Below are 25,884 nucleotides of genomic sequence, written 5' to 3' on the forward strand. Positions count from 1 at the left end.
AAATTTAGCTAAAAGAGTCAAAAATGCAAGTAACGCTTCTAAATTACACCCCGCTAAACATCTGCTCGCACGCTATCCGCACGTGCTGGCAAAGCTTCGAAAAGAGCGATAACGGCGGCGAAAAAGACGTCGAGCTCATCGAACGCGTCGGCAATAAATTTAAACACGCCAGCACACTAGAGCACCTCTCCTACAACTTCTACATCCAAGGCATCTCGCGCGCCCTGCTGCAAGAGCTAGCCCGTCACCGCGTAGCGAGCCTCAGCGTCAAATCAACGCGATACACGCTAAAAGAGTTAAAAAAAGAGGCTAAATTTGAGCTTGGCGACTTTGAGCGAGCGACGAGATTTATAGTATTAACAGGCGACGAAACGGTCGATAACGCAAGCATCAAAGCGCTAGAAAACCTGCGCGAAATCCTCGCAAACACCACAAAAAGCCTCGACATCGTCAAATACTGCTTACCCGAGTGCTACAAAACCGAACTCACGTGGAGCGTAAACGCGCGCAGCTTACAAAATTTCCTCTCGCTTCGCAGCTCAAAATCGGCGCTTTGGGAGATCAGAAATCTCTCGTTAAAGCTTTACGAGTCGCTGCCGCAGGAGCATAAATTTATATTCGAGGATCACGTAAATCAGGAATAATAGAGCGCTTTGTGCTACCTACAAGCTGCAAGCAAATGCCGCGTGTAAATTTTACGTGTTTTTGGAAAATTTAAGGCAAAATCAGGAGCGGTAAAATGGGGCTGTTTGACATTTTTAAAAAGCAAAAATTTGACGTCGACGTACGCTCGGACGGCATTTTCATCGGCGGCGTAAACTGTGAGTTTGATCTGGCTAAGCTTAACGAAGCCTTGGGTCAGCCGCGTGTGATAGATGACGGAGAGGGCAAAAGTCGCTATTTTTGGGATGAGGCGGGGATTTTTGCCTTTGTGCGCGCAGGCGAGTTCGCAGAGCCGAAGCTTACCGAGATGATTTTGATGCTTGAGGTCGCAAAGGGCGTGCAGCACGAGGTTCCGCGCAAGCTCTACGGCGGCGCATTTACTATAGATGGCAGACCGCCTCTTGAGGCCGTGCCGGAGCAGGAGCTGCGCGGCGCATATATATTTTTGGAGCTTAGCCTGGGCAAATTCGAAGTCTCGCTAGCTCTAGCCGAGGTCGTGCAGGAGCGCATAGGCGCGATGGACTTCGCCGAGCGCTTTGCTAAGCGCGACACCGACGAGATCGCAGACATCGTGCAAGCTGCGAAAATGCCGATAGGGCGCGTCTGCATCAATCAAAAAGAGAAAAAGCTAAAACGCAAGCCGAGCGATAAATTTAAGCTTCCGCACGCGGCGGGCGAGAAGCTAGCGTTTAAAAATTTCAATTTTAAAATCGCCGTGATGAACGAGCTGATGTATGAAAAAGCACTGCTGGAGCCCAAATTTGATGTGTTTGAGTACTGCGAGGAGCGTGGCATTGATCCGTACGCGGATTTTGGCGCCCTGCCGCAAGCCAAAAAGTGGTTTAAGGATTACCCAATCCCCGTAAATTTGGCGGAGCAGGTGAGCGAGCTCTATCTTGACGGCGGAAACGAAATTTACCTGCAAATCGCGCCTGATTGGGACGGCGAGGATGAGCTTTTCGATATCAAAAACATTGACGCTGCCGAGCTTGCACAATTCAAAAATCTTAAAAAAATCGAGACAACCGGCATCGGCATATCAAAAAAGGCACGAAAAAAATTAGCAGATGCGGGGATTACGGTAGTTGACTAAGCGCGAAAATAAAATTTAAGCCATCAAATTTTGCGCTAAAAATAGCAAAATTTGAGCTTATTTTAAACGTAGATTATTCGCATGTGTTAGCGCGATAGCGATGGCATCGGTGATGTCAAGCGGCTTGATCTCCTTTGTTATACCCAGAATTTTCTTAACCATAAAGGCCACCTGCTCTTTATCGGCCTTGGCTTTGCCAGTGACGGTTTTTTTGACCTGAAGCGGCGTATACTCGGCAAAATCGCCGTGAAGCTGCAAAATTTTAAGACTCAGCGCCCCTCGAAACTGCGCAAGCTTCAAAACCGTTTTTGGATTATAAGCAAAAAATATGTCCTCGATCGCCACCTCGTCAAATTTATGATTTTTAAAAATCAGGTCAAGTCCTTCGCAAAGTTCGGTGATTTGATACTGCAAAGAATTCGGTTTTATTTTGATTAGTCCCGCCTCGATCAAAACAGTTTTCACGGGCGTCTTTTCGATGATCGCATAGCCGCAATTTCGCGATCCCGGATCGATTCCTAAAATTTTCATCTCGTCCTTTTCAACAGTTTTTCACGCTTTTTTCACGGTGTGAAAAACGAATTTCAACGCCATTTTAACAAATTTAAGATAAAATCTAGCGAATTAATCTTAAAGGCAAAAATTTGGTCGCAAACGAGGTTTTGGAGCTACTTTCCAAAGAAATTTTACCGTCGGAATTTGAATGCTATATCAAGCAGCTTAAATTTAACGAAAAAAGCTCAAATTCGACAAACGTCGTATTTAACGCGCCAAACGAAATAATCGCCAAATTTATCCAGACCAAATACGCCTCAAAAATCGCTCACCTTTTTGAAGTAAAAACCGGACAAAAACCCGTGATTAACGTCCAAGCCGCGACCAAAACGCAAAGCAAACCGGCTAAAAAAGTGGACGTCAAAGAGATAAAAGCGCAAAGCAGCCTGCTAAATCCAAGCTATACTTTCGAAAATTTCGTCGTCGGCGACTCGAATCAATTTGCATTTTTAAGCGCGAAAGCCGTATCCGAGCAGCTGGGTAAAATTTACAATCCCCTTTTTATCTACGGCCCGACGGGACTGGGTAAAACTCACCTTTTACAATCGGTCGGAAATTTTTGCCTAAACGGCGGCAAAATGGTTATTTGCGTCACGAGCGAGCAGTTTATCACGGACTTTACTTATAACCTCAACAACCACTCGATGGAGCGATTTCGCGAAAAGTACCGAAACTGCGATGTTTTACTCATCGACGACGTGCAGTTTTTGGGTAAAACGGATAAAATTCAAGAGGAGTTTTTCCATACGTTTAACGAGCTTCACGCTAAAAACGGCCAGATCGTGATGACCTCGGACCGCCAACCAAAACTGCTAAAAGGCTTTGAAGATAGGCTAAGAACGCGTTTTGAGTGGGGTATCATCGCCGATATTACGCCGCCCGAGCTCGATACCAAAATCGCAATCATCAAGAAAAAGTGCGAATTTGATAAAATTTATCTTGGTACCGACGTCATAAACTACATCGCTACAAACATGGGCGATAATATCCGGGAAATCGAAAGCGCGATAATAAATTTAAACGCTTACGCAAGGCTGATGAGGCAGGAAATCACTCTAGAATTTGCCAAAAATATCCTGCGCGATCAGATAAAAGAGAAACGCGAAAATATAAACCTAGAAAATATCGTTGAAATCGTAAGCAAAGAGCTAAACGTCAAACCAAGCGAGATGAAAAGCAAATCGCGATCGAAAAATATCGTCGAGGCTAGACGTATCGTGATATATCTGGCTAAAAATTTGACGCCAAACTCGATGCCGCAGATCGCGCAGTTTTTTAACATGAAAGATCACTCGGCTGTAAGCCACAGCATAAAAAAAATAAACGAACTAATCGAAACGAACGAATATTTTAAAGTTCGCGTCGAAGAACTAAAGAATAAAATTTTAACCAAAGAGTAAAAACGTGAATAAAAGTGAAAAAATAAACCGTTTTTTTAACGCCGCAAATGTCCTATTTAAAGCAAATAAGAGCTGTTTTAAACTTTTCACGCCCCCTACTAATGCTACTAAAAGAAATTTAAAAACAAAGGAAAAAAATGAAAGTCGCGATTAATAAAAATGCTCTTGAAAGCGTAGTAATGAATAGCAACTCTTACCTAGAAAAAAAGGATCTAAGCGCTATAACTTCGCATATATTTATCAGCGCTAAAGACGGTATCCTAAACATCAAAGCAACCGACCACGAGATCGGTCTAGCCTATAAGCTATCAAACGTAAAAATCATGGACGAAGGAAACGCAACTGCAAACGGTAAAAAGTTGCTTGACATCATAAGAAGCCTAAAAGACGAGGAAGTAACGCTAGAGACGCTAAATAACTATCTCTACATAAAACAAAAAAACTCAAAATACAAACTTCCGATGTATAAATTTGAGGATTTTCCAAATTTTCCGACGATAGAAAATAAAAATAAATTTGAAATCGACGCAGTAATGCTCGGAAGAAGTTTAAAAAAAATTTTTCCAAGTATCGACAATAATAACCCAAAATTTGAGCTAAACGGCGCATTTATCGATATAAAGCAAAACTACATAAATATCGTAGGTACCGATACTAAAAGGCTTAGCGTATTTAGATTTGAAACGCCGACTCAAAGCGAATTTTCGCTAATAATCCCAAAAAAAGCCATTAGTGAGATACAAAAGTTGTTTTTTGACAAGATCGAGATCTACTACGACGATACGACTCTGATCGCTCAAAGCGCAAATTTCGAGTTTTTTACAAAACTGATAAATGGCAGATTCCCAGACTACAACAGAGTAATACCGCAAGAGATAAAACGAAGACTAAGACTAAGCAGAGATAAGATGATAGAAGGCATAAAAACCGTCTCAATCATCTCTGAGAGCACGAAAATCGTATTTGCGCCTCAAACCATAAGCTTTGAAAGTATCGTAGAAGATAACTCGGAAGCTAAAACTACGATAGAATTTGCAACGGGACTAGAAGAAGAAATCTACGTCGGCGTGAAAAATAGATACTTGCTTGATTTCTTACAAAGCATCGAAGAGGAACATTTCGAATTTGGATTTAACGACTCGAATTTAGCCTTTACGGTGAGCTCGAATGAGCTAAAAACGGTAATCATGCCGATAAATTTATAAAAATAAAAAGGTAAATAATGCAGCAAAATTACGGCGCGGAAAATATTAAAGTTTTAAAAGGGCTCGAAGCGGTTAGAAAACGCCCCGGCATGTATATCGGCGACACTAACATAAGCGGCCTACATCACATGATCTACGAGGTCGTCGATAACTCCATAGACGAGGCGATGGCGGGCTACTGCGATACGATCGATATCGAGCTAACGCGCGAAGGCTCGGCGATCATCAGCGATAACGGACGCGGTATACCCGTCGATATGCACCCTACGGAGAAAATTTCAGCCGCAACGGTCGTTTTAACCGTACTTCATGCAGGCGGTAAATTTGATAAAGATACTTATAAGGTTTCAGGCGGTCTGCACGGCGTAGGCGTTAGCGTAGTAAACGCGCTTTCTAAAAAACTGGTCGTAAATATCAAACGCGACGGTAAACTACACAGACAAGAATTTTCAAAAGGTATCCCGCAAAGCGACCTCGAGATCATAAAAACTACGAATAGAACGGGAACTCAGGTAGAGTTTTGGCCGGACGACAGCATCTTTGAGGTTACGGAATTTGACGATGAAATTTTAACTAAACGCTTTAGAGAGCTAGCCTACCTAAACCCGAAAATCACTATAAATTTTAAGGATCAAAGAAACGGTAGAAACGAGAGTTTTCACTACGAGGGCGGACTTGAGAGTTTCGTAACCGATTTAAACAAAAACGAAGCCGTAAGTAAAGCCGTATCGTTTAGCGGCGGCGAAGAGGACGTTTTAGTCGATTTTGCGCTGATGTACAACGATACTTATAGCGAAAATTTACTAAGCTTCGTAAATAATATCAAAACCCCTGACGGCGGTACGCACGAGGCGGGATTTCGCGCGGGTTTAACTCGCGTGATAACAAACTATATCGCAGCAAACGCCGCAGCACGCGAAAAAGACACGAAAATCACGGGCGAAGATATCCGCGAAGGTCTAATCGCAGTTATAAGCGTAAAGGTACCCGAACCGCAGTTTGAAGGCCAAACGAAAGGAAAACTAGGCTCAAGCTACGTAAAACCGATCGTTCAAAAGATGGTTTTTGAGGTACTTAGCAAGTATTTTGAAGAAAACCCGATCGAAGCTCGCGCGATAATGGAAAAAGCGCTGATGGCGGCGCGCGGACGCGAAGCTGCTAAAAAAGCTCGCGATCTAACGCGTAAAAAAGAGGGTCTAAGCATAGGAACTCTGCCTGGTAAACTAGCCGACTGTCAAAGCAAAGATCCTACTATCAGCGAGCTTTATCTGGTGGAGGGCGACTCCGCGGGCGGCTCTGCTAAACAAGGACGCGATAGAGTGTTTCAGGCGATTTTGCCGTTAAAAGGTAAAATTTTAAACGTCGAAAAATCGCGTTTAGATAAAATTTTAAAATCGGACGAAATAAAAAATATGATAACTGCGCTAGGTTGCGGTATCGGCGACGAATTTGATGCCGAGAGGCTTCGCTACCACAAAATCATAATCATGACCGATGCCGACGTCGACGGTAGCCATATCCAGACTCTACTTTTAACATTTTTCTTTAGATTTTTACACAAAGTCGTGGAAAACGGTCATATCTATCTAGCTCAGCCGCCGCTTTATCGTTATAAAAAGGGTAAAAAAGAAATTTATCTAAAAGACGAAAGAGCGCTGAATGAATTTCTAATCGAAACCGGTATCGAAGGGGTTGAGTTTGAAGGTATAGGAAATGCTGATCTCATAGACTTTTTAAAGATAGTTGCGGCTTACAGAAGCGTATTAAAAGAGCTTGAAAAGCGATTTAGCGTGATTTCTGCGGTTAGATATATGATCGAAAATCCAGACATCGTTTCAAAAAGTTACGGCGAAATTTTTGAAATTTTGAAAAATTATCTGGAAGCGCAGGGACACAATATCCTAAACTCATACGTCAGCGAAGAGGAAGCTAGAATTTACGTACAAACCGAAAGCGGGTTGGAAGAGCTTTTGGTAAATGAAAATTTATTTACAAATCCTCTTTACGAAGAGGCGCTTTATATCAGTCAAAAGATAAAAGAGCGCGGCATCGAGCTAAAAGGCGACGTGATAGACGTGCTAGACGAGATCGAGAAAAATGCCAAAAAAGGTGCCTACATACAGCGTTATAAAGGCCTTGGCGAGATGAATCCCGAGCAGCTGTGGGAAACGACGATGAATCCAGAAAACCGTCGTTTGCTAAAAATAAACATAAACGACGCTATAAGCGCATCGGATATGTTTAATCTCTTCATGGGCGACGAGGTCGAACCGCGAAGAAACTATATACAAGAGCACGCAAAAGACGTGAAACATTTGGACGTGTAAAATGCTAAAATCAGAACTAAAAGAACGATCAAATAGGTTTAAAACCGCGCTCGAGGTATCCTCGATTTTTATCTTAACCATTATCATTTTGGTGTATATTTTTGTTAAAAAAGACGATATAGATTTTGGTACCGACGATGTCATTTTGATTGCGATTTTGGTTTTGTGTCAGGTTTATTTTACGGCTTATAAAATTTATCAGAGCTTTCAAACAAGCGTGCTTGATCAAGTTACGAAAGCCTATAATAGAGATGAAATTTTAAGACTTTTATCAAAGCAAGCTTTCAAATTTAAAGGCAAAAGCGGCGGCAATATTCTAATACTAAAGATCGAAAATTTAAACGATCTAAACGAGCGTTACAGCTTTGTTAGCACCGATATTTTGCTAAAACGATTAGTCGAGAGGCTGGAGAAATTTCTAAATGAAAAAGTGTCTAAAAACACTCTCATCGGTAGGTATTCAAACGAATATTTTCTAATATTTTGCGAGAGTAAAAGTACCGAGCTCATCCACCTTTTAAACGTTTTTGAAAAAAGCATTTTAAGCGACGGAATCTACAATATCGAGCTAAAGATCAAATTTGACGCTATCGATATAAATCACTCGGCAAGCCTCAAAAACTCGGTTTCTTATCTCATCCAAAAGCTAAACGAGAGTGATAGCGAAGATAAAGTGGACATCACGGACGATCTTGAAAAAGACGTATGTAACTGCATCGATATGCAAAGATTTATCTTTCAAACTCAGCTTGTTAAAAGCCTTCGTTTCGGGCAGAATTTTAAAAATATCATTGTAAAAGTCTATACCGATAAACAAGGGCTAGTCTCAAAAGCAAAGGTGCAAAATATTGCGAACAAAAACGGCTATGAGGTGCTTTTTGACATAAACGTTATCAAAAAGCTATCCGAGCTTAAATTTAAAGACGAAGATCCGATCGTGATTGAAATTTCGTCGGTTTCGATTAGAAATTTAAAATTTACGAATTTTATAAAAGAGTTCGTCGGACTGGGTAAAATTAATCCAAATCGCGTTATTTTCGAGTTTAGCGAGAAGTTAGTGTATGATGAGATAAACAGATTTAGAGAGATTTTGACGGAGTATAAAAACCTTGGTTTCCGCTTTGCGCTTAATAAATTCGGCGGCAACAATGCGGGCTTTGAATATTTTAAATATTTGCCGATAGATTTCGTTATCTACGACATCGAATTTAACAAAAATATCAAAAACGACAAATTTAAAACGCTGTTAGAAAATCTAAATTTGACCGCAAAAAGAGTAGGCGTAAAATCCATCGTGAGATTTGTGGAGGACGACGAGTTTTACAACATCGCGGAGCGCTATCAGACCGACTTCGCGCAGGGCTTTTTCATAGAGAAGCCAAAAGAAATTTAAAGGAAAAAAATGCAAGAAAATGAGGTCGTAGAACCAAAATACGGCGAGAAAATAATAAGCGAATTTGACGTAGAAAAAGACCTAGAAATATGGGAAAACAATCACGAACGCGACTATAAGATCAAGATCACGTTGCCGGAGTTTTGCTGCCTATGCCCGCGCTCGGGGTATCCTGACTTTGCGACGATATATCTTGAGTACGTGCCGGCTAAATTCGTCGTCGAGCTAAAAGCGATCAAACTCTACATCAACAGTTTCATGACGCGTAACATCAGCCACGAAGATAGCATAAACGAAATTTACGACGTTTTAGAGCGAAAGCTAGCGCCAAAATGGATGAAGATCACGGGCGACTTTAATCCGCGCGGCAACGTCCATACCGTGATCGAAATTTGCTCGGACGAGATAATCAAAAAAACGCAAGAACAAAGCTTTGAAGCGCCGAAATTTGAGAAATTTACGCGAGATAGCGAGCGAAGTTTCGATAGAGGCGGTTACGGCGGACGCGAGTCTAAATTTAGCAGAGACGGCTCTCGCGGTAAGAGTTTCGGAGCCGATAGAAGAGATACAAAAACCGGCGATAGAAAACCTCGCGCGAGTAAAGATAAATTTGACGATAAACCGCGAAGAACAGGCAGCAAAGAGGGCTTTAAAAAGCCTGAATTTGCCGGCGAAAAGCGCGCTAGAGTCGTGAAAAAATCATCGGAAGATAAATGATAAGCGCGCAGCTGATCGAGCACATCTTTAAGGCCGCGTCGATCTCGCGCTGGAACGACTATCCGAAGATGACGAATTTAGTCGAGCTTGATAAGCAGGCGCATAAATTTATCATCGCGTATTTTATCGCAAAACTCGAGCATAATGCCGATATGAACTACATCATCGAGGCGGGTATTTTCGAGTTTCTCGCGCGCGTAGTGGTTACGGATATACGCCCGGACGTATTTCATCAGATGCAAAAAACCAAAAACGAGCAGATAAATGCTTGGGTGCTAACAATCCTAGAAGGGCTCGTAAAGGACGTCGAGGGCGGTAAATTTTTAGAGCGGATGCGCCGCTATCTCACACACAAAGACAAGGCTCACGCCAAAGAGCGCCTGATCCTAAAGGCCGCTAGCTATCTCGCGACGCGCTGGGAGTTTTCGATCGTTTATCAAACGAGCAAATTTTTAAGCGACATAGACGAACTAAAAGCGCGCGTGGAGGAGGAGTTGGAGGATTATTACGAGCTAATAGGCGTGCGCAAAATCGTGATGAATCAAAAGCTAGCCAAGCTAGTCGATCTAGCCGGCAGACTGCGCTTTCAAAAGCGCTGGGCACAGACGCCGCGCATCCCTGAAACGGCGGTTTTAGGACACATGCTAGTCGTGGCGATTTTGAGTTATTTTTACTCTCTTGAGGTTAAGGCCTGCAAATCAAGGCTAGAAAACAACTTCTTTTGCGCGCTCTTTCACGACCTGCCCGAGTCGCTAACGCGCGATATTATTAGCCCCGTAAAATACGGTATCGAAGGTCTAAACGAGATAATCAGCGAATACGAAATGCGCCTGATAGACGAGAAAATTTTGCCTTTCGTGCCTGAAAATTTTAGAGACGAGTTTAGCTATATCCTGGGTATCCGTATGGAAGAGGGCAAATTTATCAAAAACGAGTTTGAAAACAGGATCTGCGAGAAAAAACCTCTACATCACGAGGGCACGATGGAAAACGTAAACGAGGATAAATTTAACGCGATCGACGGTAAAGCGCTTAAATTTTGCGATAAACTCGCGGCGTTTTTCGAGGCGGGGATATCGATCAGCTACGGCGTGAAGTCAAACGAACTAACCGAAGGCTTTAATAATATGGATAAATTTTTTCAGAAAAATCAGAGCTTGGACGGAGTGAATTTTTTAAAAGTTTGCGATGATTTTAAGGAGCATTTTTCGCTTTTGCAGGTTTAAAAACCCTCTCTCAGATGACTGCGGCACACGCCTAGCCTAAGTGCTCTGCTGTGTTCCCACCCTGAAGCGGTGCCTAGAAGAGACATTGCACAGGTCTAAGAAAGGGCAAGAGCGATTTTACTCAAATTTTACTTAAATATATTTTAGGCGGCAATATGGGATTTGATATAAAATGTAAATTTTTGTCGTTGTTTAGGGAGTTTTTGGTCTATCACCATCGCTCGCTGGAGTTTCGCGCGAAGGTCTTTGCGGCTATCATCTCGGCCAAACTCAATCCCGAAGAGGACGATTTTGAAAATTTATACGATATCTCGAGCGAAATTTACGGCGGCGACGAAAACCGCAAACGCGTACTTATCGAAACCACAAAAGAATACGTCTCCCGTATTAAACGCAAAGACCCGATGACGCTTGATAGCTTGCTCTTAGCGATCGATCAGGCCATCAGAGCGAATAAAAACTACGCACTAAAGATCGACTTCGAGCACCTACGCAGGCTCATCGACGCCGACGAATACGAAGGCCTCGTGCAACAGCGCGTGTATGATTTCTTGCTATATGAGGTAAAAACCTACGCGCCAAACAGATAAAACCTCAAATTTGAAGATCAAATTCTGCATATTTTTACTGCTCTTTAGCGGCGCTTTTTATGCGGCTACTTATTACGGATTTGATTTTTTGGGAGGCGATGCGCTTGATGACGGCATTTACAAAGAGGTCGATATGTCGGAGGTCGGTAGCGCAACCGACATAAATTTTACCGTCAAAAAGGCCGGTATCTACGAGATAAGTTTCATCTACGCGCAAGATCCGCAAAAGCAAAAAGAGGAAGAAAAGCTCAGCGAGGAGGCCTTCCCGGGATACGGCAGCGACGAGTTTACGAAATGGTTTTGCCGGAAAACTACAGCCGCTAAGCTAGCCGGATACTACGGTTATACGACGCAAGGCGTCCCTGAGCCAATTGGCACGAGTGAAGAGGAAAAAGCGGCCTGCACGGGCGAAAAAATATTACTAAAAGTTATGCTCAAATCTCTACAAAACCGCAAAATAAGCTACGTAAAAGGCGGCGAGGCGAACGATCTAAAACAAAATTTAAGCGCCCTAACCGAAACCTTTGATCTGTCAAAATACGGCGCGACTTCATGGTACAGCGCGCCAAACGGAGGCTTTGCGCACGATAAAGTTTTGCTCCGAGCAGAGCTCGAAAAAGGCGAATATAGCGTAAAAGTACAGGCTCTAAGCGATGTGCCCGAGCTAAAAAAGATCGTGACGTTTATTAAAATTAGTAAATATCACAACTGGAAGTGATGATTTGCGAGATTTTGCGCGTCAAATTTGTCCTTTTGAGCATCAAATTTGATTAAATTTACTAAAAATTCCTAAGCCCTATTTCCAAATTTGAACGGATCAAATTTGGATCAAATTTAGCCTTCGCCTGCATCAAATTTCCAAAATTTTCGCCCGTGTCGAGGAAATTTTGTAGATAGTAAACGCCTCTGTATCCGTGCTCGTACAAAATCTCGCTCATAACAGAGATATCGGCCTCGTCTAGCAAGTCCGCGTGCACCGTCGTTCTAACCTCAAATTTAAAGCCGGTTTGCAACAAAAACTCAAGCGTTTGCAAGAAATTTTTATACAAATTCGAGCCGGTAACCTTGATAAATTTCTCCTTCGTCGCCTTAAAATCAAGCGCGATGTAGTCGATCAAATTTAGCGAGATAACCTGCCCAATGATGGTCAAATTTGAGCCGTTGGTATCGACCTTGAGCGAAAAGCCGCGCGACTTTACTTCGCGAGCTAGCGGTAAAAACGCTGGGCTAAGCGTGCATTCGCCGCCGCTAAAAACTACGCCGCTAAGTTTGCCTTTGCGCTTGTCTAAAAAATTGATAAACTCGGCACAGCTGATCTGTCCGGCACCCGTGACGATAGGAACGTTGTAGCAGTAGGCGCAGCGCATGTTGCAGCCCGCAAACCACGCTATACAGGCCGTTTTGTCGGGGTAGTCGAGGGTCGTAAAGGGGGTGAGCGAGTAAAGCGGAAAATCGTCGTTTTTCACGTTTTACTCGCAGGAGTTTAGCGGGATTTAGGCTCGCAAAATTTGACGCGCTCTTTATGCTCGCCTTTTTTACCGAGGTTAAAGCTCTCTACAGGGCGGTGGTAGCCCATTACGCGGGTATAAACGACACATTTCGTGCGCTTTGCCTCAAGCGAAGCTAGGATTTCTTTGTCGCTCATTTGTCACTCCTTGATAATTGATGTCAAATAGTATAGCACTTTGTAGATAACTACCGTCTTAAATTCCGCTGCATGCTTTTGTTTTTCAGCCGTTGTTAAAAGTATGGTAATATCCGCGTTACGATTAAATTTAAAACAAAGGAAAAACATGACAAAAGTCAAATTTCACGGCGCGGACGTCGCGCTAAAAGGCGAAGAGGTATTTGTGGGCTCATATGCGCCAGAAGTCGCGCTCGTAGGGCAGGATCTAGGCGAGTTTAAGGTCGGCGGCAATAACGGCATCGAGATACTAGTCGCCGTTCCGTCTCTGGATACGGGCGTTTGCGCGACGGAAACGCGTAAATTTAACGAAAAAATGGCAGCCAAAGCGGCGATCAAACTAAGCGTGATCTCGATGGATCTGCCGTTTGCGATGGGTAGATTTTGCTCTACGGAGGGCATCAAAAATTTAAAAGTCGGCAGCGACTTTAGAGCTAGAGAATTTGGCGAAAAATACGGCGTAATCATCGGCGAAGGACCGCTTGTGGGGCTTTTGGCTAGAGCCGTTTTCGTTATCAAAGACGGCGTCGTCATCCATAAGCAAATCGTCCCAGAGATCGCGGAGGAGCCAAACTACGACGCGGTATTTGACGCGATAAAATCAAGCGGAGGCTGCGGCTGCGGGTGCATGTAAGCCGATAAATTTAAAGACCGCAAGAGCGGTCTTTTCTGCATAAACTATCAAATTTTACGGTCAAATTTGCTTTTTATCTTTTAATATAACGATATCAAATTTTAACTAATATCCATAAAATTAAAATTATTTTTTGTCAACGCCAGCGATTTAGCTGTGTAGAGGTTTGGGTAAATTTAAATGCAGTAAAAAGCGAGCCGAGCTTAAATTTGCCAGAAATCCAAGCAAATTTAAGCACTCGTCAGTCAAATTTGATGTAAATTTTACTGACATCCCTCGCACTCGATCGAGCGATCGGCGACGTTGTTTAGTTTTTCGCTATCAGGGCTTTCGGAGCGTAGATAGTAGGTTGATTTTAGTCCCAGCTCCCACGCAAGCGTGTAAATTTCGCTCAGATATCCGCCGCTAGCTTTGTCTAGGCTCATGAAAATATTTAGACTCTGTCCCTGGTCGATCCACTTTTGGCGGATGGCGCCGGCACGCACGAGCACGCGCTGATCTAGCTCATAGGCAGGCGTGTAGAACTGCCACGTCTCAGGGCTGAGATTTGGCACGACGTTTGGTATCATACCGCTTAGGTTGTGCTCGAACCACTTGCGCTTGTACACGGGCTCGATCGTCTGCGTGGTGCCTACGAGTATGCTGATACTCGATGTCGGCGCAATCGCCATCAGATAGCCGTTTCGCATGCCGTCTTTTTTGACCTTTTCGCGTAGTTTACTCCAGTCGCAGGCGTTCTCGTCAAATAGCCCGCCTCTGTCGTTTAGAAGCGCTTTGGCGTTTGCGTTTGCCGTGTCGATAGGCATCACTCCCCTGCTCCACTTCGAGCCTTCAAAAAGCGGATACACGCCCTTTTCTACCGCCAAATTTGAGCTGGCGTAGATGGCGTTGAAGCTAATATTTTCCATCACGCTATCGATCAGCGCTAGGTGCTCGTAGCTGCCCCATTTCACGCCGCGTTCGGCTAGCATCTGCGCCTCGCCCATGACGCCAAGGCCGATCGAGCGGGAGGTTAGGTTGGTGTGTTTTACCTTTTTGTGCGGGTAGAAATTTAGATCGATGACGTTATCTAGCATGCGTACGGCGATCGGCACGACGCGCTCGATGTCCTCTTTTTTGTTGATTTTGCTTAAATTTATACTCGCGAGGTTGCACACGGCGGTTTTACCCTCGACGCTTTCTTTTTCGACGATGAAAATTTGCTCGCCGCCGATGCTATCTAGAGCGCTTAGTTTTTTGGCTTTTTTGGTTATGCCGCTATCAACGGTGACGTCTTCTTCCTCGTCAAATAGCCGTTCGGAGCCGCTCTCAAACGTGATCTTGATCTTGTAGTAGTTTGGTTGCGTATTTTGGAAAATTTCGGTGCATAAATTTGAGCTCCTGATGATGCCGTCGTGGTCGTTCGGATTGGCTTTGTTTGCGTTATCTTTAAAGCACAAAAACGGCATGCCCGATTCAAAATAGCTAGTTAAAATTTTCTTCCACAGTTCTTTTGCCATGACGACGTTTTTTTGGATCTTTTCGTCGTTTTCGTACGCTAGGTAGCGAGCCTCGAACTCATCGCCGTATAGATCGCACAGATCGGCGACCTCTGCGGGGTCAAATAGGCTCCAGCGCGCGTTTTCTTTTACGCGTTTCATGAAAAGGTCGTTTATCCAAAGCGCAGGGAACAGCTCATGCGCTCTGCGGCGCTCTTCGCCCGAGTTTTTGCGCAGATCCAGGAAGTCGCTCACGTCCATGTGCCACGGCTCGACGTAGACGGCTATCGCGCCCTTTCTCGTGCCTAGCTGATCGACGGCGACGGCGATGTCGTTTGTGACTTTTAGAAAAGGGATGATGCCGCCGGCTGCGTTTTTATGTCCGTCGATGCTACCGCCCATCGCGCGCACCTTGCACCAGTCCCAGCCGATACCGCCGCCAAATTTGCTAAGAAGCGCCATCTCTTTGTAGCTATCGAAAATCCCCTCGATATTATCGGGCGTGCTTCCTACGTAGCAGGAACTTAGCTGATGGCGCGTCGTGCGGGCGTTTGATAGCGTCGGAGTGGCGAGCATGACTTCAAATTTAGATATGAGGTCGTAAAATTTCTTCGCCCAGCCTTGGCAGTCTAGTTCATTTTGCGCGAGGAACATCGCTATGGCCATAAACATCTGCTGCGGTAGCTCTATCGGCGCGCCGCTGCGGTCTTTGATCAGGTAGCGGTCGTATAGCGTCTTGATGCCTAGATATGCAAACTGCAAGTCGCGCTCGGGTCTGATGTAGTCGTTTAGGTCGTCCAGGTCGTATTTTTCTTTTAGTCCAGGGATGATACGGCCTGCTTTTTCGCCTTTTTGCAGATAGTCGCGTAGGTGGTTGTAGCCGCTAAAGCCCGTAACCTTGTGATAAAGGTCGTATAAAAACAGCCTCGCCGCGACGAAGGTCCAGTTTGGGCGATCGATGTCGATCTTTTCGACGGCCGTTTTGATGAGGGTTTGTTGGATCTCCTCGGTCGTTATCATATCGCGAAATTGAATTTTCGCGTCCACCTCAAGCTCGCTTAGACTCACGTTTGCTAGCCCCGCGACCGCCTCGCTCGTGTATTTTTTGATCTTGCTTACGTCAAGCTCCTCGGTGCGTCCGTTTCGTTTGATTACTTTCAAATTTTGTTCCTTATCTATATTTTATAAACCAAGTCCAGCAAAATGCTGCAAACAAGCGATAAAAGCATCAGCTGTTTTATCTCCAAGCCATTTAACGACTTCCATTAGCTTTGATTTTTTTTCTTGATCATCTTTGCAATATTCAAGTTCTCTAAGCATTCCTTTTAATTCATCCTTTAAATTTTTAGCAAGAATTTCATCTGGAATCTGATCTATTTTTTCTATCGTGCTTTTGATGCTAATATCTTGAGCAATATTAGCACTCGCTGTATTTGTATTGTTATTATTTATTGTGACGGAATTTGATTGATTTGAGCTCATAGTTTTTTCATCCTCATCTTGTAATTTAGCCATATGTAATTTTAATTTATCTATCAACATTTCAAGATATTTTTTATAATTATCGTAATTTATTGGAGTACCATAATAATGGCTGGTTAGAGCAGGCGATGGAGCACGAATATAAATTTCTTCTATATGTTTATATATTCCATTTAAACGAGTAAAAAAATCATAAATTTCTTTAGGCTTTTTATTTAAATATCCTTCTGCCTCTATAATATGTTTTTCTATTATTTCTATCTGTTTTCTATTTGACATTTTTGCCTCTAAATTTACTTTCCAAAAACTCTTTTAAAAATCCCGTCCACGTGCCTGGCGTAATACGCGTAATCAAAGCACTCTTTTATCTCTGCCTCGCCTAGGCTTGCTCGTAGTTCCTCGTCGGCGAGCAAATTTTGTAAAAATAGGCTCTCGCCGTTTTCGTTTATCGCTTTTTTACCCTCTTGCAGATCCGCCCAGACCTTCATCGCGTTACGCTGTACGATCTTGTACGCGTCCTCGCGCGAAATCCCGCGCTGCGGAAGCTGTAAAAGCACGCGCTGAGAAAAAACGAGCCCGCCGGTTAAATTTAGATTTTTCATCATATTTTCCGGATAAACTACCAAATTTGCGATCAAATTCGTAATGCGCGCGAGCATAAAATCGGCCGTGATGAAGGCGTCGGGCAGGATAAATCGCTCGACCGAGCTGTGGCTGATGTCGCGTTCGTGCCAGAGCGCGACGTTTTCAAGCGCAGGCGTCACGTATGAGCGCAGCATCCTGCAAAGGCCGGTGATATTTTCGCTAAGCACGGGATTGCGCTTGTGCGGCATCGCGCTGGAACCCTTTTGACCGGGGCTAAAGTACTCCTCGGCCTCGTAAACTTCCGTCCTTTGGAAGTGGCGCACGGCGACGGCGATCTTTTCGCAGGTGGCGGCTAGGACGGCGATCGCGCTGATGACGTGGGCGTAGCGGTCGCGCTGGATGACCTGGTTTGACGCTGGGGCTGGCTTTAGGCCGAGCTCGGCGCAGGTTAGCTCCTCAAACTCGAGCGGAGCGTGAGCGAAATTCCCCATCGCGCCGCTTAATTTGCCGTAGGCGGCGACCTCTTTGGCATCTTGTAGCAACTTTAGCGCGCGCGCCACCTCGTCATACCACACCGCGAGCACGAGTCCGAATGTGATCGGCTCGCCGTGGATGCCGTGGCTGCGGCCGACCATCATCGTGTTTTTGTGTTCCTGCGCTCTGGTTTTGATCGCGCTCATTAGGCCTTTTACGTCCTCTATGATGAGCTCCATGCTGCTTTTGATCTGAAGCGCGACGGCGGTGTCGATGCAATCCGAGCTAGTCATACCGTAGTGCACGAAGCGGCTCTCATCGCCCAGGCTCTCGCTCACGCTCGTTAGAAACGCGATCACGTCGTGCTTAGTCGTCTTTTCTATCTCGTCGATACGCGCCACGTCAAAATTTGCGTTTTTGCAAATTTTCTCGCAGTCCGCATCGCTGATGAAGCCTAGCTTATTCCATGCCTTGACCGCAGCCTTTTCGACCTCAAGCCATGCGCCGTATTTTGCCTGCATATCCCACTTTTGCGCCATCTGTTCGCGCGAATATCTCTCTACCATCTCTTTAGCCTTTTTTATGCGAATTTTTGTATAATTTTTTAAGGAAAGATTATATAAAAACTGGGCTGAAAAGGCGGTTAGTATCCGCTAAATTTGCCCTTAAATTTTAGATTTAAAGAGTGAAAATTGCCTTATATTCATAAATTTATCGCGTATGCCCAAGGGCAAAAAGCGTATGAAATTTTGCTGCAAAACGGCTATAAAATGCGCGAAGCTCAGTGCCTAATCGACAAAGGCCGACTTATCTGCGACGGCGCGGTCGTCGGTGAAAAAAATACCTTGCTAAGCGGCGAAATTTGCCTGATAGAGTACGAGACGAATCCGCGCGGGCTAAAGCCGATTTTTGAGTGCGATAAATTTGCGGTTTTTGATAAACCTAGCGGCGTGCTCAGTCACCCAAACGGCAGACACTGCGAGTACTCGTTAAATGACGAAATTTGGTCGCTCTACGGCCGAGAGGCGTCGGTTGCGCACCGTCTAGACTGCGAAACAAGCGGACTCATCGTCGTAGGCAAAGACAAAAATGCGGTCGTAAATTTGAAAAAACTTTTTGAAAACAGACAGGTTTATAAAAGCTACGTCGCACTCGCGCACGGAAAGATAAGCGAAAATTTGCGTATCGAAGCAAATATGGATCTGGCAAACGACTACGACGACGTAAAAATGCGAATGCGAATTTGCGAGGATGGCAAAAGCGCTGTGACGGAGATTTCTCCGATAGAGTATTTTGCCGATATCGATGCGACTCTGGTGCGAGCCGTACCGCTCACGGGCAGACAGCATCAAATTCGTTTGCATTTGTTCCACGTGGAACATAAGATTTTGGGCGAACCGCTATATGGTCTAACGCGACCGCAAATCGAGAAAATTTTAGATAAAGAGATGAGCGAAAGCGAGCGAATTTTAACGACCGGCGCTCCGAGGTTGCTGCTGCATTCGGATGAAATTAGTTTTAAATTTGACGGCGTAGAGTACAAAATAAAATCCAAATTTGACGCTAGAAACGAGTTTTATAGCCTCGTAAAATCAAAATAAAAGATAAGCAATGAAGTTAGATATCGAGCAGTTAAAATCAGAATTTGAAAGCAGACTAAATGCGCAAAACTGGTTTAAAAGCGTTGGCAAACACTCGCTAGATGCCGATGAAATTTCCACTCCGTTTCGCGTTAAATTTGCAAAATTTGAGCAGCTATCAAGGCTACTAAAATCAAACGAGTGGAACGATATCGACCTTGATATATTTCCCGAAATTTGTCGTTTTAGCGATCAAATTTTACGGCAATACTCGCTGATGGATGAGCTCGCAGGCGCGGCTAGGGAGATTTTATCGGTTAAAAAAGATCGTTTTATTAAGGATATCCGGACGAACGGCTTGCCGACCGAAACTTATGATTATTCGGTGTTTCTGATTGTTCTGCGTGCATTTCAAGAGTACGGCATACGTAAAATTTGTCCGAATTTCCGCATTGACTTCAATACAAATTTGATAAAAATATTAAATTTAGGCTACCTTCCTTGCGGTTGGAAGCATAATGTACCAAAGCTTCGGAAGGCTTATAATCCGATTACATTTGTGGGCGATAGCGTAAAGCGGCAGGATAAATTTAGCTACGGTGACGGAGTGTTGTATGTTTATTAAAAAATAAAATTTAATTGCAACTAATAAAATCTAGGGTTTTACTTTAGCGCTATTGTGTTATAAATTTTCTACTGATTTGCCTTATAGTTTGAAAATAATCTCCGAATTTTTCTTCTACTTTTTTGAAATTTTTTATCTTATACGCATCTTTTTTATCGCGATGACAGAGCATCAAATAGGTCGTAAAGTGTAAAATATCTAAAATTTCGGCACGCAAATTTTTATCTTCTATCTCGGTTTCTAGGCAGATTTTTAGAATTTTCTTAAAAATTTTCTTATCAAAATAGCAAAAATCATAGAGTAAAACGAAAAACGAGTTGTCGTTATTTCTGTCTATTTGCTCTCTTAAAAATGCTATTTCATCGGTTGGATTTGTCATAAAAAACCGTCTTTATGATTAGACCGAGCCCTATAAAAACCACGATGCAGACGAAAACTATCTGGGATATATCAAGTAGAGTCATTTTGCCGTCTTGGCTATCGTTTTGCCGCTTGTTTGATTGTCGCGCTCTTTTAGCTGACCGCACGCCGCGCTGATGTCCAGGCCCTTGCTTTGCCTGATAGTGCAGGTCACGCCGTGATCGCGTAGGTACGTCTGAAATGCCTCCATATCGGCCGTGTTCGGGCGTCCGTATTCGCTGCCTTCGTGCGGGTTAAAGTAGATCAAATTTACCTTTGCTTTGATGCCGTGTAACAGCGAAACGAGCTTTTTAGCGTCTTTTATACCGTCGTTCATGTCTTTTATGACGAGATACTCAAACATCACTCGCTTACGCATATCGATCGGAAAGCCCCTCACTGCCTCCATAACGGATTCGATTTTGTAGGCGTTATTTATCGGCATTAGTTTGCTGCGTAGCTCGTTAGTAACGGCGTGCAAAGATATCGCTAACAGCACGCCCAGATCCATCTCGCCGAGCTTTTTTATCTGGCTGCCTAACCCGCTCGTGCTAACGGTTTGGCGGCGCGGAGCGATAGCTAACCCATCGTTTTCTTTTAAAATTTTTATAGCTTTACTAACGTTTTCTAGGTTATCTAGCGGCTCGCCCATACCCATATATACGACGTTTACGCGGCGTTCATAGGGGATTTTATTTTCTCTTTTTATCCACAAAATTTGCCCCACTATTTCGCCCGGCGTTAGGTTTCTCGTTAGTCCGCTCTTGCCCGTCAGGCAAAACGAACAGCCCATGCGGCAGCCTACCTGCGAACTAACGCAGATCGTATAACGAGCGTGACGCGCCACCTCGCCGTTTTCATCGCTGAGCTCCTCCTTCATCGGCAGCAGCACGCTTTCTATCCGTAGTCCGTCTTTGAGCTCAAAAAGATATTTGATCGAGCCGTCGCTGCTCTGCTCAAATTTAACGCATTTTAGTGGGTCGAGGTAAAACTCCTGCGCCAAATTTGCGCGCAGATCCTTTGGCAAATTTAGCATCTCGTCAAAACTCGTCGCGTTTTTCTTGTATAGCCACTCGAAAATTTGCTTCGCGCGAAACGGCGGCGATAGCTGTTCTTTTAGCTCGTCTAACGTAAAATCAAGCAAATTTTTCAAATGATTTCCTTTTGTTTTAGGTAGTTTTCGAGCTCTTTTTTGGCTTGCTCGTGGTTTTTTATAAAATCAACATGTGCGTTTTTGTCGCAAAAATTCGTCGCTACAAATATGCCGTAAGCCGGGATTTGAAATTTTTGCGCGACTTTAAGAACGGCAAAAAATTCCATATTTTCTAAAAAATATCCGCGATCGAAAAGCTTGTGAGCCAAATTTTGGTCGGTCGTGATGAAATTTGATGAATTAACCTTGCATGTTCCACGTGGAACAATAGAAGCGATTTCACTTTCTATCGGCGAATAGCTCTTGTTTTCTAGGCTTGAAATTTCGATATTTGCCACAGACGAGCTCTCGTAAATTTCAAAAATTTCACCTTCCTTGTAAAGTCCTGCCGAGCCTATAAAAATGATTTCTCTCGGCAGTGCGTTTAAAATTTTATCCGGATTTTGCGAAGTTTTCGCGCTTTGCAAAATAGGCGAATCAATCAAATTTAGCCTCTCGTCAAGCTGCCGATTAGCTGTCAAATTTTGCTCGTATCTACCGCAACCATCAACCATAGCTCGCTTTTGTAAAAGCGCTGTCAAATTTATGCTCATATCCACTAGCCCGACGCCCATAGGTAGCGCGAATGGAAATATCTCGTTTCGTCCCGCTGAGATAATCACGCCCTGCCCTTTTGCGCGCTAAATTTGAGCTCAAATTTCACAGTCTGACCTCGATGCCGTTTTGTCTGAGGTATGTTTTAAGTGCCTTTATCTCGATCTCTCTAAAGTGAAAGATCGATGCCGCTAGGCATGCGTCTGCGCCCGCTAAAAATGCGTCCTTAAAGTGCTCCATTTTGCCCGCGCCGCCGCTTGCGATGACGGGGATATCAAGCGCGCTAAAAATACTCGTCAAATTTAACTCAAAGCCGTTTTTAACGCCGTCGCAATCCATCGACGTGAGTAAAATTTCGCCCGCACCGCGCTCTTGCGCCTCTTTTGCCCAAGCAAGTGCATCCCTGCCGGTATCTAGCCTGCCACCGTTTATAAAAACGCTATAACCATCACCCGTCCTCTTCGCGTCGATTGCGACTACGACGCACTGCGAGCCGAATTTATTCGCCGCTTCGTCTATCAAATTCGGATTTTTTATCGCAGCTGAGTTGAGGCTGATTTTGTCGCAGCCGACGTTTAGCAGGCGCGAGATATCGTCGATCGTGCGTATGCCGCCGCCCACGGTCAGCGGGATAAAAAGCTCGCGCGCGACCCGCTCTACGACGTCCACGATCGTATCGCGCTCAAGGTGCGACGCCGTGATATCGAGGAAGCACAGCTCGTCCACGCCCTCCTCGTTGTAGCGTTTGGCTATCTCGACCGGATCGCCCGCATCCACGAGACCTACGAAATTTACGCCCTTTACCACGCGTCCGTCTTTGACGTCTAGGCATGGGATTATGCGTTTTGCAAAATGATTCATCACTATTCTTTAGCTAAAATTTGGCTTTATTTTAGCTAAATTTGACTTATCTAATCATTACATAAGATATTTTTGGGTAAAATCGGCGAAATTTTAAGGTAAATTTACGCCGATGCCGCAAACATCGGTGTGCTTTAGGTGGGTGCAGGGAGCTTGCTCCCGCCCGTAAAGAGTGGCTTCGCTACTCTGCGGAGTTAAAATGGAAAATATTAAAGCAAAAAAATGCTTCGGGCAAAATTTTTTACAAGACGAAGCGACGCTAAACAAAATCATCCAAGCGATTCCCAAAGATACGCAAAATATCGTTGAAATTGGGCCTGGCTTAGGTGATTTGACATTTAGAATTTTGCGGATTTGCGGCGTAACTAGCTATGAGATAGATACCGAGCTTTTTGCGCTGCTGCAGAAAAAATTCGCAAACGAAATTCAAAACGGACGATTGAAACTTTTTTGCAAAGATGCGCTGGATCAGTGGAGCGAAGGCGGCCTAAACGACGAGCCGTATTTTTTAGCGGCAAACCTGCCCTACTACGTCGCTACGAAGATGATCCTAAATGCGATCGAAGACGAGAAATGTCGCGGCCTGGTCGTGATGATACAAAAGGAAGTCGCGCTCAAATTTAGCGCAAAAAGCGGCGATAGAGATTTTAGCTCTTTGGCGATTTTAGCCTCGCTTCAAGGCGGCTGCGAGCTGCTTTTTGACGTGGATGCGAGCTGCTTTAACCCGCCACCGAAGGTGACTTCCTCGGTTATAAAACTGCAAAAAAGTAAAAATTTAATAGGCGAAACGGGTATATTTGAGAGTAAATTTGAATACGAAAAATTTAAAACTTACCTCAAAATCGCCTTTAGCGCGCCTAGAAAAACGCTGATGAAAAATTTGAGTTCAAGCTATAATAAGCCTGAAGTCGAGCGAATTTTTAGCATGTTAAATTTGAGCGCAAACATCCGTCCGCACGAACTAAATGTCGATCTTTATCTAGAAGTATTTAAAAATTTAAAGGAAGATAATGAACGACAAGAACGAAGAAAAAGCGGTGGTCTCTCAGGGCAAGAGCAATAAAAAGCGCAGATTTCGCCCGAGAAATAAAAATAAACAAGAAAATTTAGATCAAAACGCGCAAAACGGCGAACAAAAAGCCAGTCAAAGCGTGATAGATAATTTCTTTTTAGAACCTTTTGACGGCGGCGAACAGCATGCCCAAAACGGCGAACATACTAACGCTAACAAACAAAACGGCAAAAAAAATCGCAGTAAAAACAATAAACAAAACTCCCAAAACGGCGCGCAAGGCGAAAATAAAAACGCTAACAAGCAAGCCGCTAACGCCGAAAATCAAACAGTTGAAGCTAAGCCTAAAAAACAGAAAAAACCTAAGAAAAATTTACCCGCCAAGCTAAGCGGAAACGAGCAGTGGCAGCAAGATATAGCTAGCGCGATGGAGGCGAACAAAGCCGTCCATGAACTACGCCTCGAGCCGATGAAATACCTAAACTCGACCGATCACAGGATCCGCGTCACGCCTCTTGGCGGACTGGGCGAGATCGGCGGAAATATGACGATATTTGAGACCGACACGAGCGCGATCATCGTGGATATCGGCATGAGCTTTCCTAGCGAGAGTATGCACGGCGTGGATATCCTGATCCCCGACTTTGACTACGTACGCAAGATAAAAGATAAGATAAAAGGCGTCATCATCACGCACGCACACGAGGATCACATCGGCGCGGTGCCCTACTTTTACAAAGAGTTTAAATTTCCTATTTACGCCACGCCGCTACCGCTCGGTATGATAAATAATAAATTTGAAGAGCACGGGCTAAAACAGGAGCGTTCGCTTTTCCGTTCGGTCGAAAAGCGCAAGCCGTATTTGATAGGAGACTTTGAGGTCGAGTGGATACATATCACCCACTCTATCATCGACGCTAGCGCGCTAGCCATCACGACAAAGGCGGGCACCATCATCCATACTGGCGATTTTAAGATCGACCACACGCCGATCGACGGCTACCCAACAGACCTTGGCAGGCTCGCATACTACGGTGAGCGCGGCGTACTGTGCCTCATGAGCGATAGCACGAACAGCTACAGAGAGGGCTTTACTAAAAGCGAAAGTAGCGTGGGTAAGACCTTTGACGCGATATTTTCCAAAGCCAAAGGCCGCGTGATAATGAGCACGTTTAGCTCCAACATCCACCGCGTCTATCAGGCGATCGACTGGGGACTAAAATACAACCGCAAGGTCTGCGTCATCGGCCGCAGCATGGAGCGCAACCTCTATACGGCGATGGAGCTTGGCTATATCAAACTCGATAAGAAAATTTTTATCGACGCTAACGAAGTCGGCAAATTTAAAGATAACGAGGTGCTGATCGTCACCACCGGCTCTCAGGGCGAGACGATGAGCGCGCTGTACCGCATGGCTACGGATGAGCACAAATACATCAAAATAAAGCCGACCGATCAGATCATCATCAGCTCAAAGGCTATTCCTGGTAACGAAAGCAGCGTTTCTACAGTGCTAAATTTTCTCATCAAATCAGGCGCTAGCGTCGCGTATCAGGACTTTAGCGAGATACACGTGAGCGGTCACGCCGCACAGGAGGAGCAAAAACTGATGCTGCGCCTAATAAAGCCTAAATTTTTCCTCCCGGTCCACGGCGAGTACAACCATATCGCAAAGCATAAAGAAACGGCCGTATCCTGCGGCGTGGACGAGCGAAACATCTATCTGATGAGCGACGGCGATCAGATGGAAATTTGCCAAAAATACATGAAGCGCGCCAAGACGGTAAAAACGGGCAAGGTATTTATCGATAACCAAATCAACAAGCAAATTTCAGACGACGTCGTGATCGATAGGCAAAATTTGGCCGAAGCGGGCGTCGTGATGATCATCGCGCAAATTTCCCGCCACGGCGCTAAGCTCATCAATAAGCCTCGCGTCATCAGCTACGGGCTCGTGGGCGATAAGCAAGACGGCGAGTTTAGAAAAGAGATGGAGGGCGTGCTGGAGCAGTATCTAAGCAACGTCAAAGAGGAGCTTCTAAAAGACGGCAGGATGCTCGAAGGCCAGGTGCGCCAGGTTATCCGAAAACACATCTTTAGAAAAGTCAAAAAGTACCCGACCATCGTGCCGATCATATATCTGATGTAAGGGCG

The 25,884-nt window shown here is 44.5% G+C and carries 25 protein-coding genes and 1 other RNA gene; 15 read left to right on the top strand and 11 right to left on the bottom strand.

Going from position 1 to position 25,884, the window contains the following annotated elements; genetic code table 11:
- Window positions 1-23: 23 nt before the first annotated feature.
- Both thyX and H7R39_RS05265 read left to right on the top strand, forming a co-directional pair.
- Window positions 24-644, top strand: coding sequence for an FAD-dependent thymidylate synthase (gene thyX / locus H7R39_RS05260; RefSeq protein ID WP_185898259.1), 621 nt, complete (start codon window positions 24-26; stop codon window positions 642-644).
- Between the two features lie 95 nt (window positions 645-739).
- Complete coding sequence (locus tag H7R39_RS05265) at window positions 740-1,756, top strand: DUF6892 domain-containing protein (protein ID WP_185898260.1); 1,017 nt, start codon at window positions 740-742, stop codon at window positions 1,754-1,756.
- 57 nt (window positions 1,757-1,813) lie between these two features.
- Here the strand turns inward: H7R39_RS05265 and ruvC are convergent, their stop codons facing one another.
- Window positions 1,814-2,287 (bottom strand): crossover junction endodeoxyribonuclease RuvC, encoded by a 474-nt coding sequence (ruvC, locus tag H7R39_RS05270; RefSeq protein ID WP_185898261.1) that lies wholly within the window; start codon window positions 2,285-2,287, stop codon window positions 1,814-1,816.
- Between the two features lie 113 nt (window positions 2,288-2,400).
- Between ruvC and dnaA the strand changes: the two genes are divergently transcribed.
- The 6 genes from dnaA to H7R39_RS05300 all read left to right on the top strand — a co-directional run bounded on the left by dnaA (window position 2,401) and on the right by H7R39_RS05300 (window position 10,579).
- On the top strand, window positions 2,401-3,711 hold the full coding sequence (gene dnaA / locus H7R39_RS05275; RefSeq protein WP_185898262.1) for a chromosomal replication initiator protein DnaA: 1,311 nt from the start codon (window positions 2,401-2,403) through the stop codon (window positions 3,709-3,711).
- Window positions 3,712-3,848: 137 nt separating this feature from the next.
- Window positions 3,849-4,916: a DNA polymerase III subunit beta gene (gene dnaN, locus H7R39_RS05280; RefSeq protein ID WP_185898263.1), complete on the top strand. Its 1,068-nt coding sequence runs from the start codon at window positions 3,849-3,851 to the stop codon at window positions 4,914-4,916.
- 17 nt (window positions 4,917-4,933) lie between these two features.
- On the top strand, window positions 4,934-7,243 hold the full coding sequence (gene gyrB / locus H7R39_RS05285) for a DNA topoisomerase (ATP-hydrolyzing) subunit B (protein ID WP_185898264.1): 2,310 nt from the start codon (window positions 4,934-4,936) through the stop codon (window positions 7,241-7,243).
- Between the two features lies 1 nt (window position 7,244).
- A complete protein-coding gene (locus tag H7R39_RS05290; RefSeq protein WP_185898265.1) occupies window positions 7,245-8,636 on the top strand; it encodes an EAL domain-containing protein in 1,392 nt (463 codons plus the stop codon).
- A 9-nt stretch (window positions 8,637-8,645) separates the two neighbouring features.
- Window positions 8,646-9,353, top strand: a complete 708-nt coding sequence (gene queF / locus H7R39_RS11625; protein WP_185898266.1) for a preQ(1) synthase — start codon at window positions 8,646-8,648, stop codon at window positions 9,351-9,353.
- Window positions 9,350-10,579 carry an HD domain-containing protein gene (locus H7R39_RS05300; RefSeq protein ID WP_185898267.1) on the top strand — a complete coding sequence of 410 codons (1,230 nt, stop codon included), beginning with the start codon at window positions 9,350-9,352 and terminating at the stop codon, window positions 10,577-10,579. Before queF ends, H7R39_RS05300 begins: the two co-directional genes overlap by 4 nt.
- Window positions 10,580-10,583: 4 nt before the next feature.
- On the opposite strand, the gene ffs is transcribed toward H7R39_RS05300, so the two are convergent.
- An RNA gene (gene ffs / locus H7R39_RS05305) (signal recognition particle sRNA small type) lies at window positions 10,584-10,681 on the bottom strand.
- A gap of 53 nt (window positions 10,682-10,734) precedes the next feature.
- Here ffs and H7R39_RS05310 point away from each other — a divergent pair.
- Both H7R39_RS05310 and H7R39_RS05315 read left to right on the top strand, forming a co-directional pair.
- A complete protein-coding gene (locus tag H7R39_RS05310) occupies window positions 10,735-11,169 on the top strand; it encodes a hypothetical protein (RefSeq protein ID WP_122863124.1) in 435 nt (144 codons plus the stop codon).
- 10 nt (window positions 11,170-11,179) lie between these two features.
- On the top strand, window positions 11,180-11,887 hold the full coding sequence (locus H7R39_RS05315) for a DUF5625 family protein (RefSeq protein WP_185898268.1): 708 nt from the start codon (window positions 11,180-11,182) through the stop codon (window positions 11,885-11,887).
- Between the two features lie 61 nt (window positions 11,888-11,948).
- Here the strand turns inward: H7R39_RS05315 and H7R39_RS05320 are convergent, their stop codons facing one another.
- Both H7R39_RS05320 and nrdD read right to left on the bottom strand, forming a co-directional pair.
- Window positions 11,949-12,635 (bottom strand): anaerobic ribonucleoside-triphosphate reductase activating protein, encoded by a 687-nt coding sequence (locus tag H7R39_RS05320; protein ID WP_185898269.1) that lies wholly within the window; start codon window positions 12,633-12,635, stop codon window positions 11,949-11,951.
- Window positions 12,636-12,652: 17 nt separating this feature from the next.
- Window positions 12,653-12,814, bottom strand: a complete 162-nt coding sequence (gene nrdD / locus H7R39_RS05325; protein WP_004321737.1) for an anaerobic ribonucleoside-triphosphate reductase — start codon at window positions 12,812-12,814, stop codon at window positions 12,653-12,655.
- A 148-nt stretch (window positions 12,815-12,962) separates the two neighbouring features.
- Between nrdD and tpx the strand changes: the two genes are divergently transcribed.
- Window positions 12,963-13,487 carry a thiol peroxidase gene (gene tpx / locus H7R39_RS05330; protein ID WP_185898270.1) on the top strand — a complete coding sequence of 175 codons (525 nt, stop codon included), beginning with the start codon at window positions 12,963-12,965 and terminating at the stop codon, window positions 13,485-13,487.
- 263 nt (window positions 13,488-13,750) lie between these two features.
- On the opposite strand, the gene H7R39_RS05335 is transcribed toward tpx, so the two are convergent.
- Genes H7R39_RS05335 through purB form a run of 3 tightly spaced genes read right to left on the bottom strand, consistent with a single transcriptional unit; the run spans window position 13,751 to window position 18,072 of the window.
- A complete protein-coding gene (locus H7R39_RS05335; RefSeq protein WP_185898271.1) occupies window positions 13,751-16,126 on the bottom strand; it encodes a ribonucleoside-diphosphate reductase subunit alpha in 2,376 nt (791 codons plus the stop codon).
- 21 nt (window positions 16,127-16,147) lie between these two features.
- A complete protein-coding gene (locus H7R39_RS05340) occupies window positions 16,148-16,726 on the bottom strand; it encodes a hypothetical protein (RefSeq protein WP_185898272.1) in 579 nt (192 codons plus the stop codon).
- A 14-nt stretch (window positions 16,727-16,740) separates the two neighbouring features.
- Window positions 16,741-18,072: an adenylosuccinate lyase gene (gene purB, locus H7R39_RS05345; RefSeq protein WP_185898273.1), complete on the bottom strand. Its 1,332-nt coding sequence runs from the start codon at window positions 18,070-18,072 to the stop codon at window positions 16,741-16,743.
- Window positions 18,073-18,198: 126 nt separating this feature from the next.
- Between purB and H7R39_RS05350 the strand changes: the two genes are divergently transcribed.
- Complete coding sequence (locus H7R39_RS05350) at window positions 18,199-19,107, top strand: pseudouridine synthase family protein (RefSeq protein ID WP_185898274.1); 909 nt, start codon at window positions 18,199-18,201, stop codon at window positions 19,105-19,107.
- 10 nt (window positions 19,108-19,117) lie between these two features.
- A complete protein-coding gene (locus H7R39_RS05355) occupies window positions 19,118-19,711 on the top strand; it encodes a hypothetical protein (protein ID WP_185898275.1) in 594 nt (197 codons plus the stop codon).
- A gap of 49 nt (window positions 19,712-19,760) precedes the next feature.
- On the opposite strand, the gene H7R39_RS05360 is transcribed toward H7R39_RS05355, so the two are convergent.
- The 4 genes from H7R39_RS05360 to hisF all read right to left on the bottom strand — a co-directional run bounded on the left by H7R39_RS05360 (window position 19,761) and on the right by hisF (window position 22,718).
- On the bottom strand, window positions 19,761-20,090 hold the full coding sequence (locus H7R39_RS05360; protein ID WP_185898276.1) for a hypothetical protein: 330 nt from the start codon (window positions 20,088-20,090) through the stop codon (window positions 19,761-19,763).
- Window positions 20,091-20,171: 81 nt separating this feature from the next.
- On the bottom strand, window positions 20,172-21,263 hold the full coding sequence (gene rlmN, locus H7R39_RS05370; protein ID WP_185898278.1) for a 23S rRNA (adenine(2503)-C(2))-methyltransferase RlmN: 1,092 nt from the start codon (window positions 21,261-21,263) through the stop codon (window positions 20,172-20,174).
- A complete protein-coding gene (locus H7R39_RS05375; RefSeq protein WP_185898279.1) occupies window positions 21,260-21,925 on the bottom strand; it encodes a purine-nucleoside phosphorylase in 666 nt (221 codons plus the stop codon). Before H7R39_RS05375 ends, rlmN begins: the two co-directional genes overlap by 4 nt.
- A gap of 37 nt (window positions 21,926-21,962) precedes the next feature.
- On the bottom strand, window positions 21,963-22,718 hold the full coding sequence (hisF, locus tag H7R39_RS05380) for an imidazole glycerol phosphate synthase subunit HisF (RefSeq protein WP_185898280.1): 756 nt from the start codon (window positions 22,716-22,718) through the stop codon (window positions 21,963-21,965).
- Window positions 22,719-22,917: 199 nt separating this feature from the next.
- Between hisF and rsmA the strand changes: the two genes are divergently transcribed.
- Window positions 22,918-23,781 (top strand): 16S rRNA (adenine(1518)-N(6)/adenine(1519)-N(6))-dimethyltransferase RsmA, encoded by an 864-nt coding sequence (gene rsmA, locus H7R39_RS05385; RefSeq protein WP_185898281.1) that lies wholly within the window; start codon window positions 22,918-22,920, stop codon window positions 23,779-23,781.
- The gene (locus H7R39_RS05390; RefSeq protein WP_185898282.1) at window positions 23,729-25,879 is read left to right on the top strand and encodes a ribonuclease J; all 2,151 of its coding nucleotides are present in this window, start codon (window positions 23,729-23,731) and stop codon (window positions 25,877-25,879) included. The genes rsmA and H7R39_RS05390 overlap by 53 nt, the downstream gene beginning before the upstream one ends.
- Window positions 25,880-25,884: the final 5 nt, after the last annotated feature.

Origin of the sequence: Campylobacter massiliensis, from assembly GCF_014253065.1 — a bacterium.
GTDB classification, from domain to species: domain Bacteria; phylum Campylobacterota; class Campylobacteria; order Campylobacterales; family Campylobacteraceae; genus Campylobacter_A; species Campylobacter_A massiliensis.

Excerpts from the sequence above, each read along its gene's own strand:
- H7R39_RS05355 (WP_185898275.1), top strand. The coding sequence starts at position 19,118 with ATGAAGTTAGATATCGAGCAGTTAAAATCAGAATTTGAAAGCAGACTA.
- thyX (WP_185898259.1), top strand. The coding sequence starts at position 24 with ATGCAAGTAACGCTTCTAAATTACACCCCGCTAAACATCTGCTCGCAC.
- H7R39_RS05290 (WP_185898265.1), top strand. The coding sequence starts at position 7,245 with ATGCTAAAATCAGAACTAAAAGAACGATCAAATAGGTTTAAAACCGCG.
- rsmA (WP_185898281.1), top strand. The coding sequence starts at position 22,918 with ATGGAAAATATTAAAGCAAAAAAATGCTTCGGGCAAAATTTTTTACAA.
- H7R39_RS05265 (WP_185898260.1), top strand. The coding sequence starts at position 740 with ATGGGGCTGTTTGACATTTTTAAAAAGCAAAAATTTGACGTCGACGTA.
- gyrB (WP_185898264.1), top strand. The coding sequence starts at position 4,934 with ATGCAGCAAAATTACGGCGCGGAAAATATTAAAGTTTTAAAAGGGCTC.
- H7R39_RS05360 (WP_185898276.1), bottom strand. The coding sequence starts at position 20,090 with ATGACAAATCCAACCGATGAAATAGCATTTTTAAGAGAGCAAATAGAC.
- tpx (WP_185898270.1), top strand. The coding sequence starts at position 12,963 with ATGACAAAAGTCAAATTTCACGGCGCGGACGTCGCGCTAAAAGGCGAA.
- ruvC (WP_185898261.1), bottom strand. The coding sequence starts at position 2,287 with ATGAAAATTTTAGGAATCGATCCGGGATCGCGAAATTGCGGCTATGCG.
- hisF (WP_185898280.1), bottom strand. The coding sequence starts at position 22,718 with ATGAATCATTTTGCAAAACGCATAATCCCATGCCTAGACGTCAAAGAC.
- dnaN (WP_185898263.1), top strand. The coding sequence starts at position 3,849 with ATGAAAGTCGCGATTAATAAAAATGCTCTTGAAAGCGTAGTAATGAAT.
- H7R39_RS05340 (WP_185898272.1), bottom strand. The coding sequence starts at position 16,726 with ATGTCAAATAGAAAACAGATAGAAATAATAGAAAAACATATTATAGAG.
- H7R39_RS05300 (WP_185898267.1), top strand. The coding sequence starts at position 9,350 with ATGATAAGCGCGCAGCTGATCGAGCACATCTTTAAGGCCGCGTCGATC.
- H7R39_RS05310 (WP_122863124.1), top strand. The coding sequence starts at position 10,735 with ATGGGATTTGATATAAAATGTAAATTTTTGTCGTTGTTTAGGGAGTTT.
- H7R39_RS05390 (WP_185898282.1), top strand. The coding sequence starts at position 23,729 with ATGAACGACAAGAACGAAGAAAAAGCGGTGGTCTCTCAGGGCAAGAGC.
- queF (WP_185898266.1), top strand. The coding sequence starts at position 8,646 with ATGCAAGAAAATGAGGTCGTAGAACCAAAATACGGCGAGAAAATAATA.
- nrdD (WP_004321737.1), bottom strand. The coding sequence starts at position 12,814 with ATGAGCGACAAAGAAATCCTAGCTTCGCTTGAGGCAAAGCGCACGAAA.
- purB (WP_185898273.1), bottom strand. The coding sequence starts at position 18,072 with ATGGTAGAGAGATATTCGCGCGAACAGATGGCGCAAAAGTGGGATATG.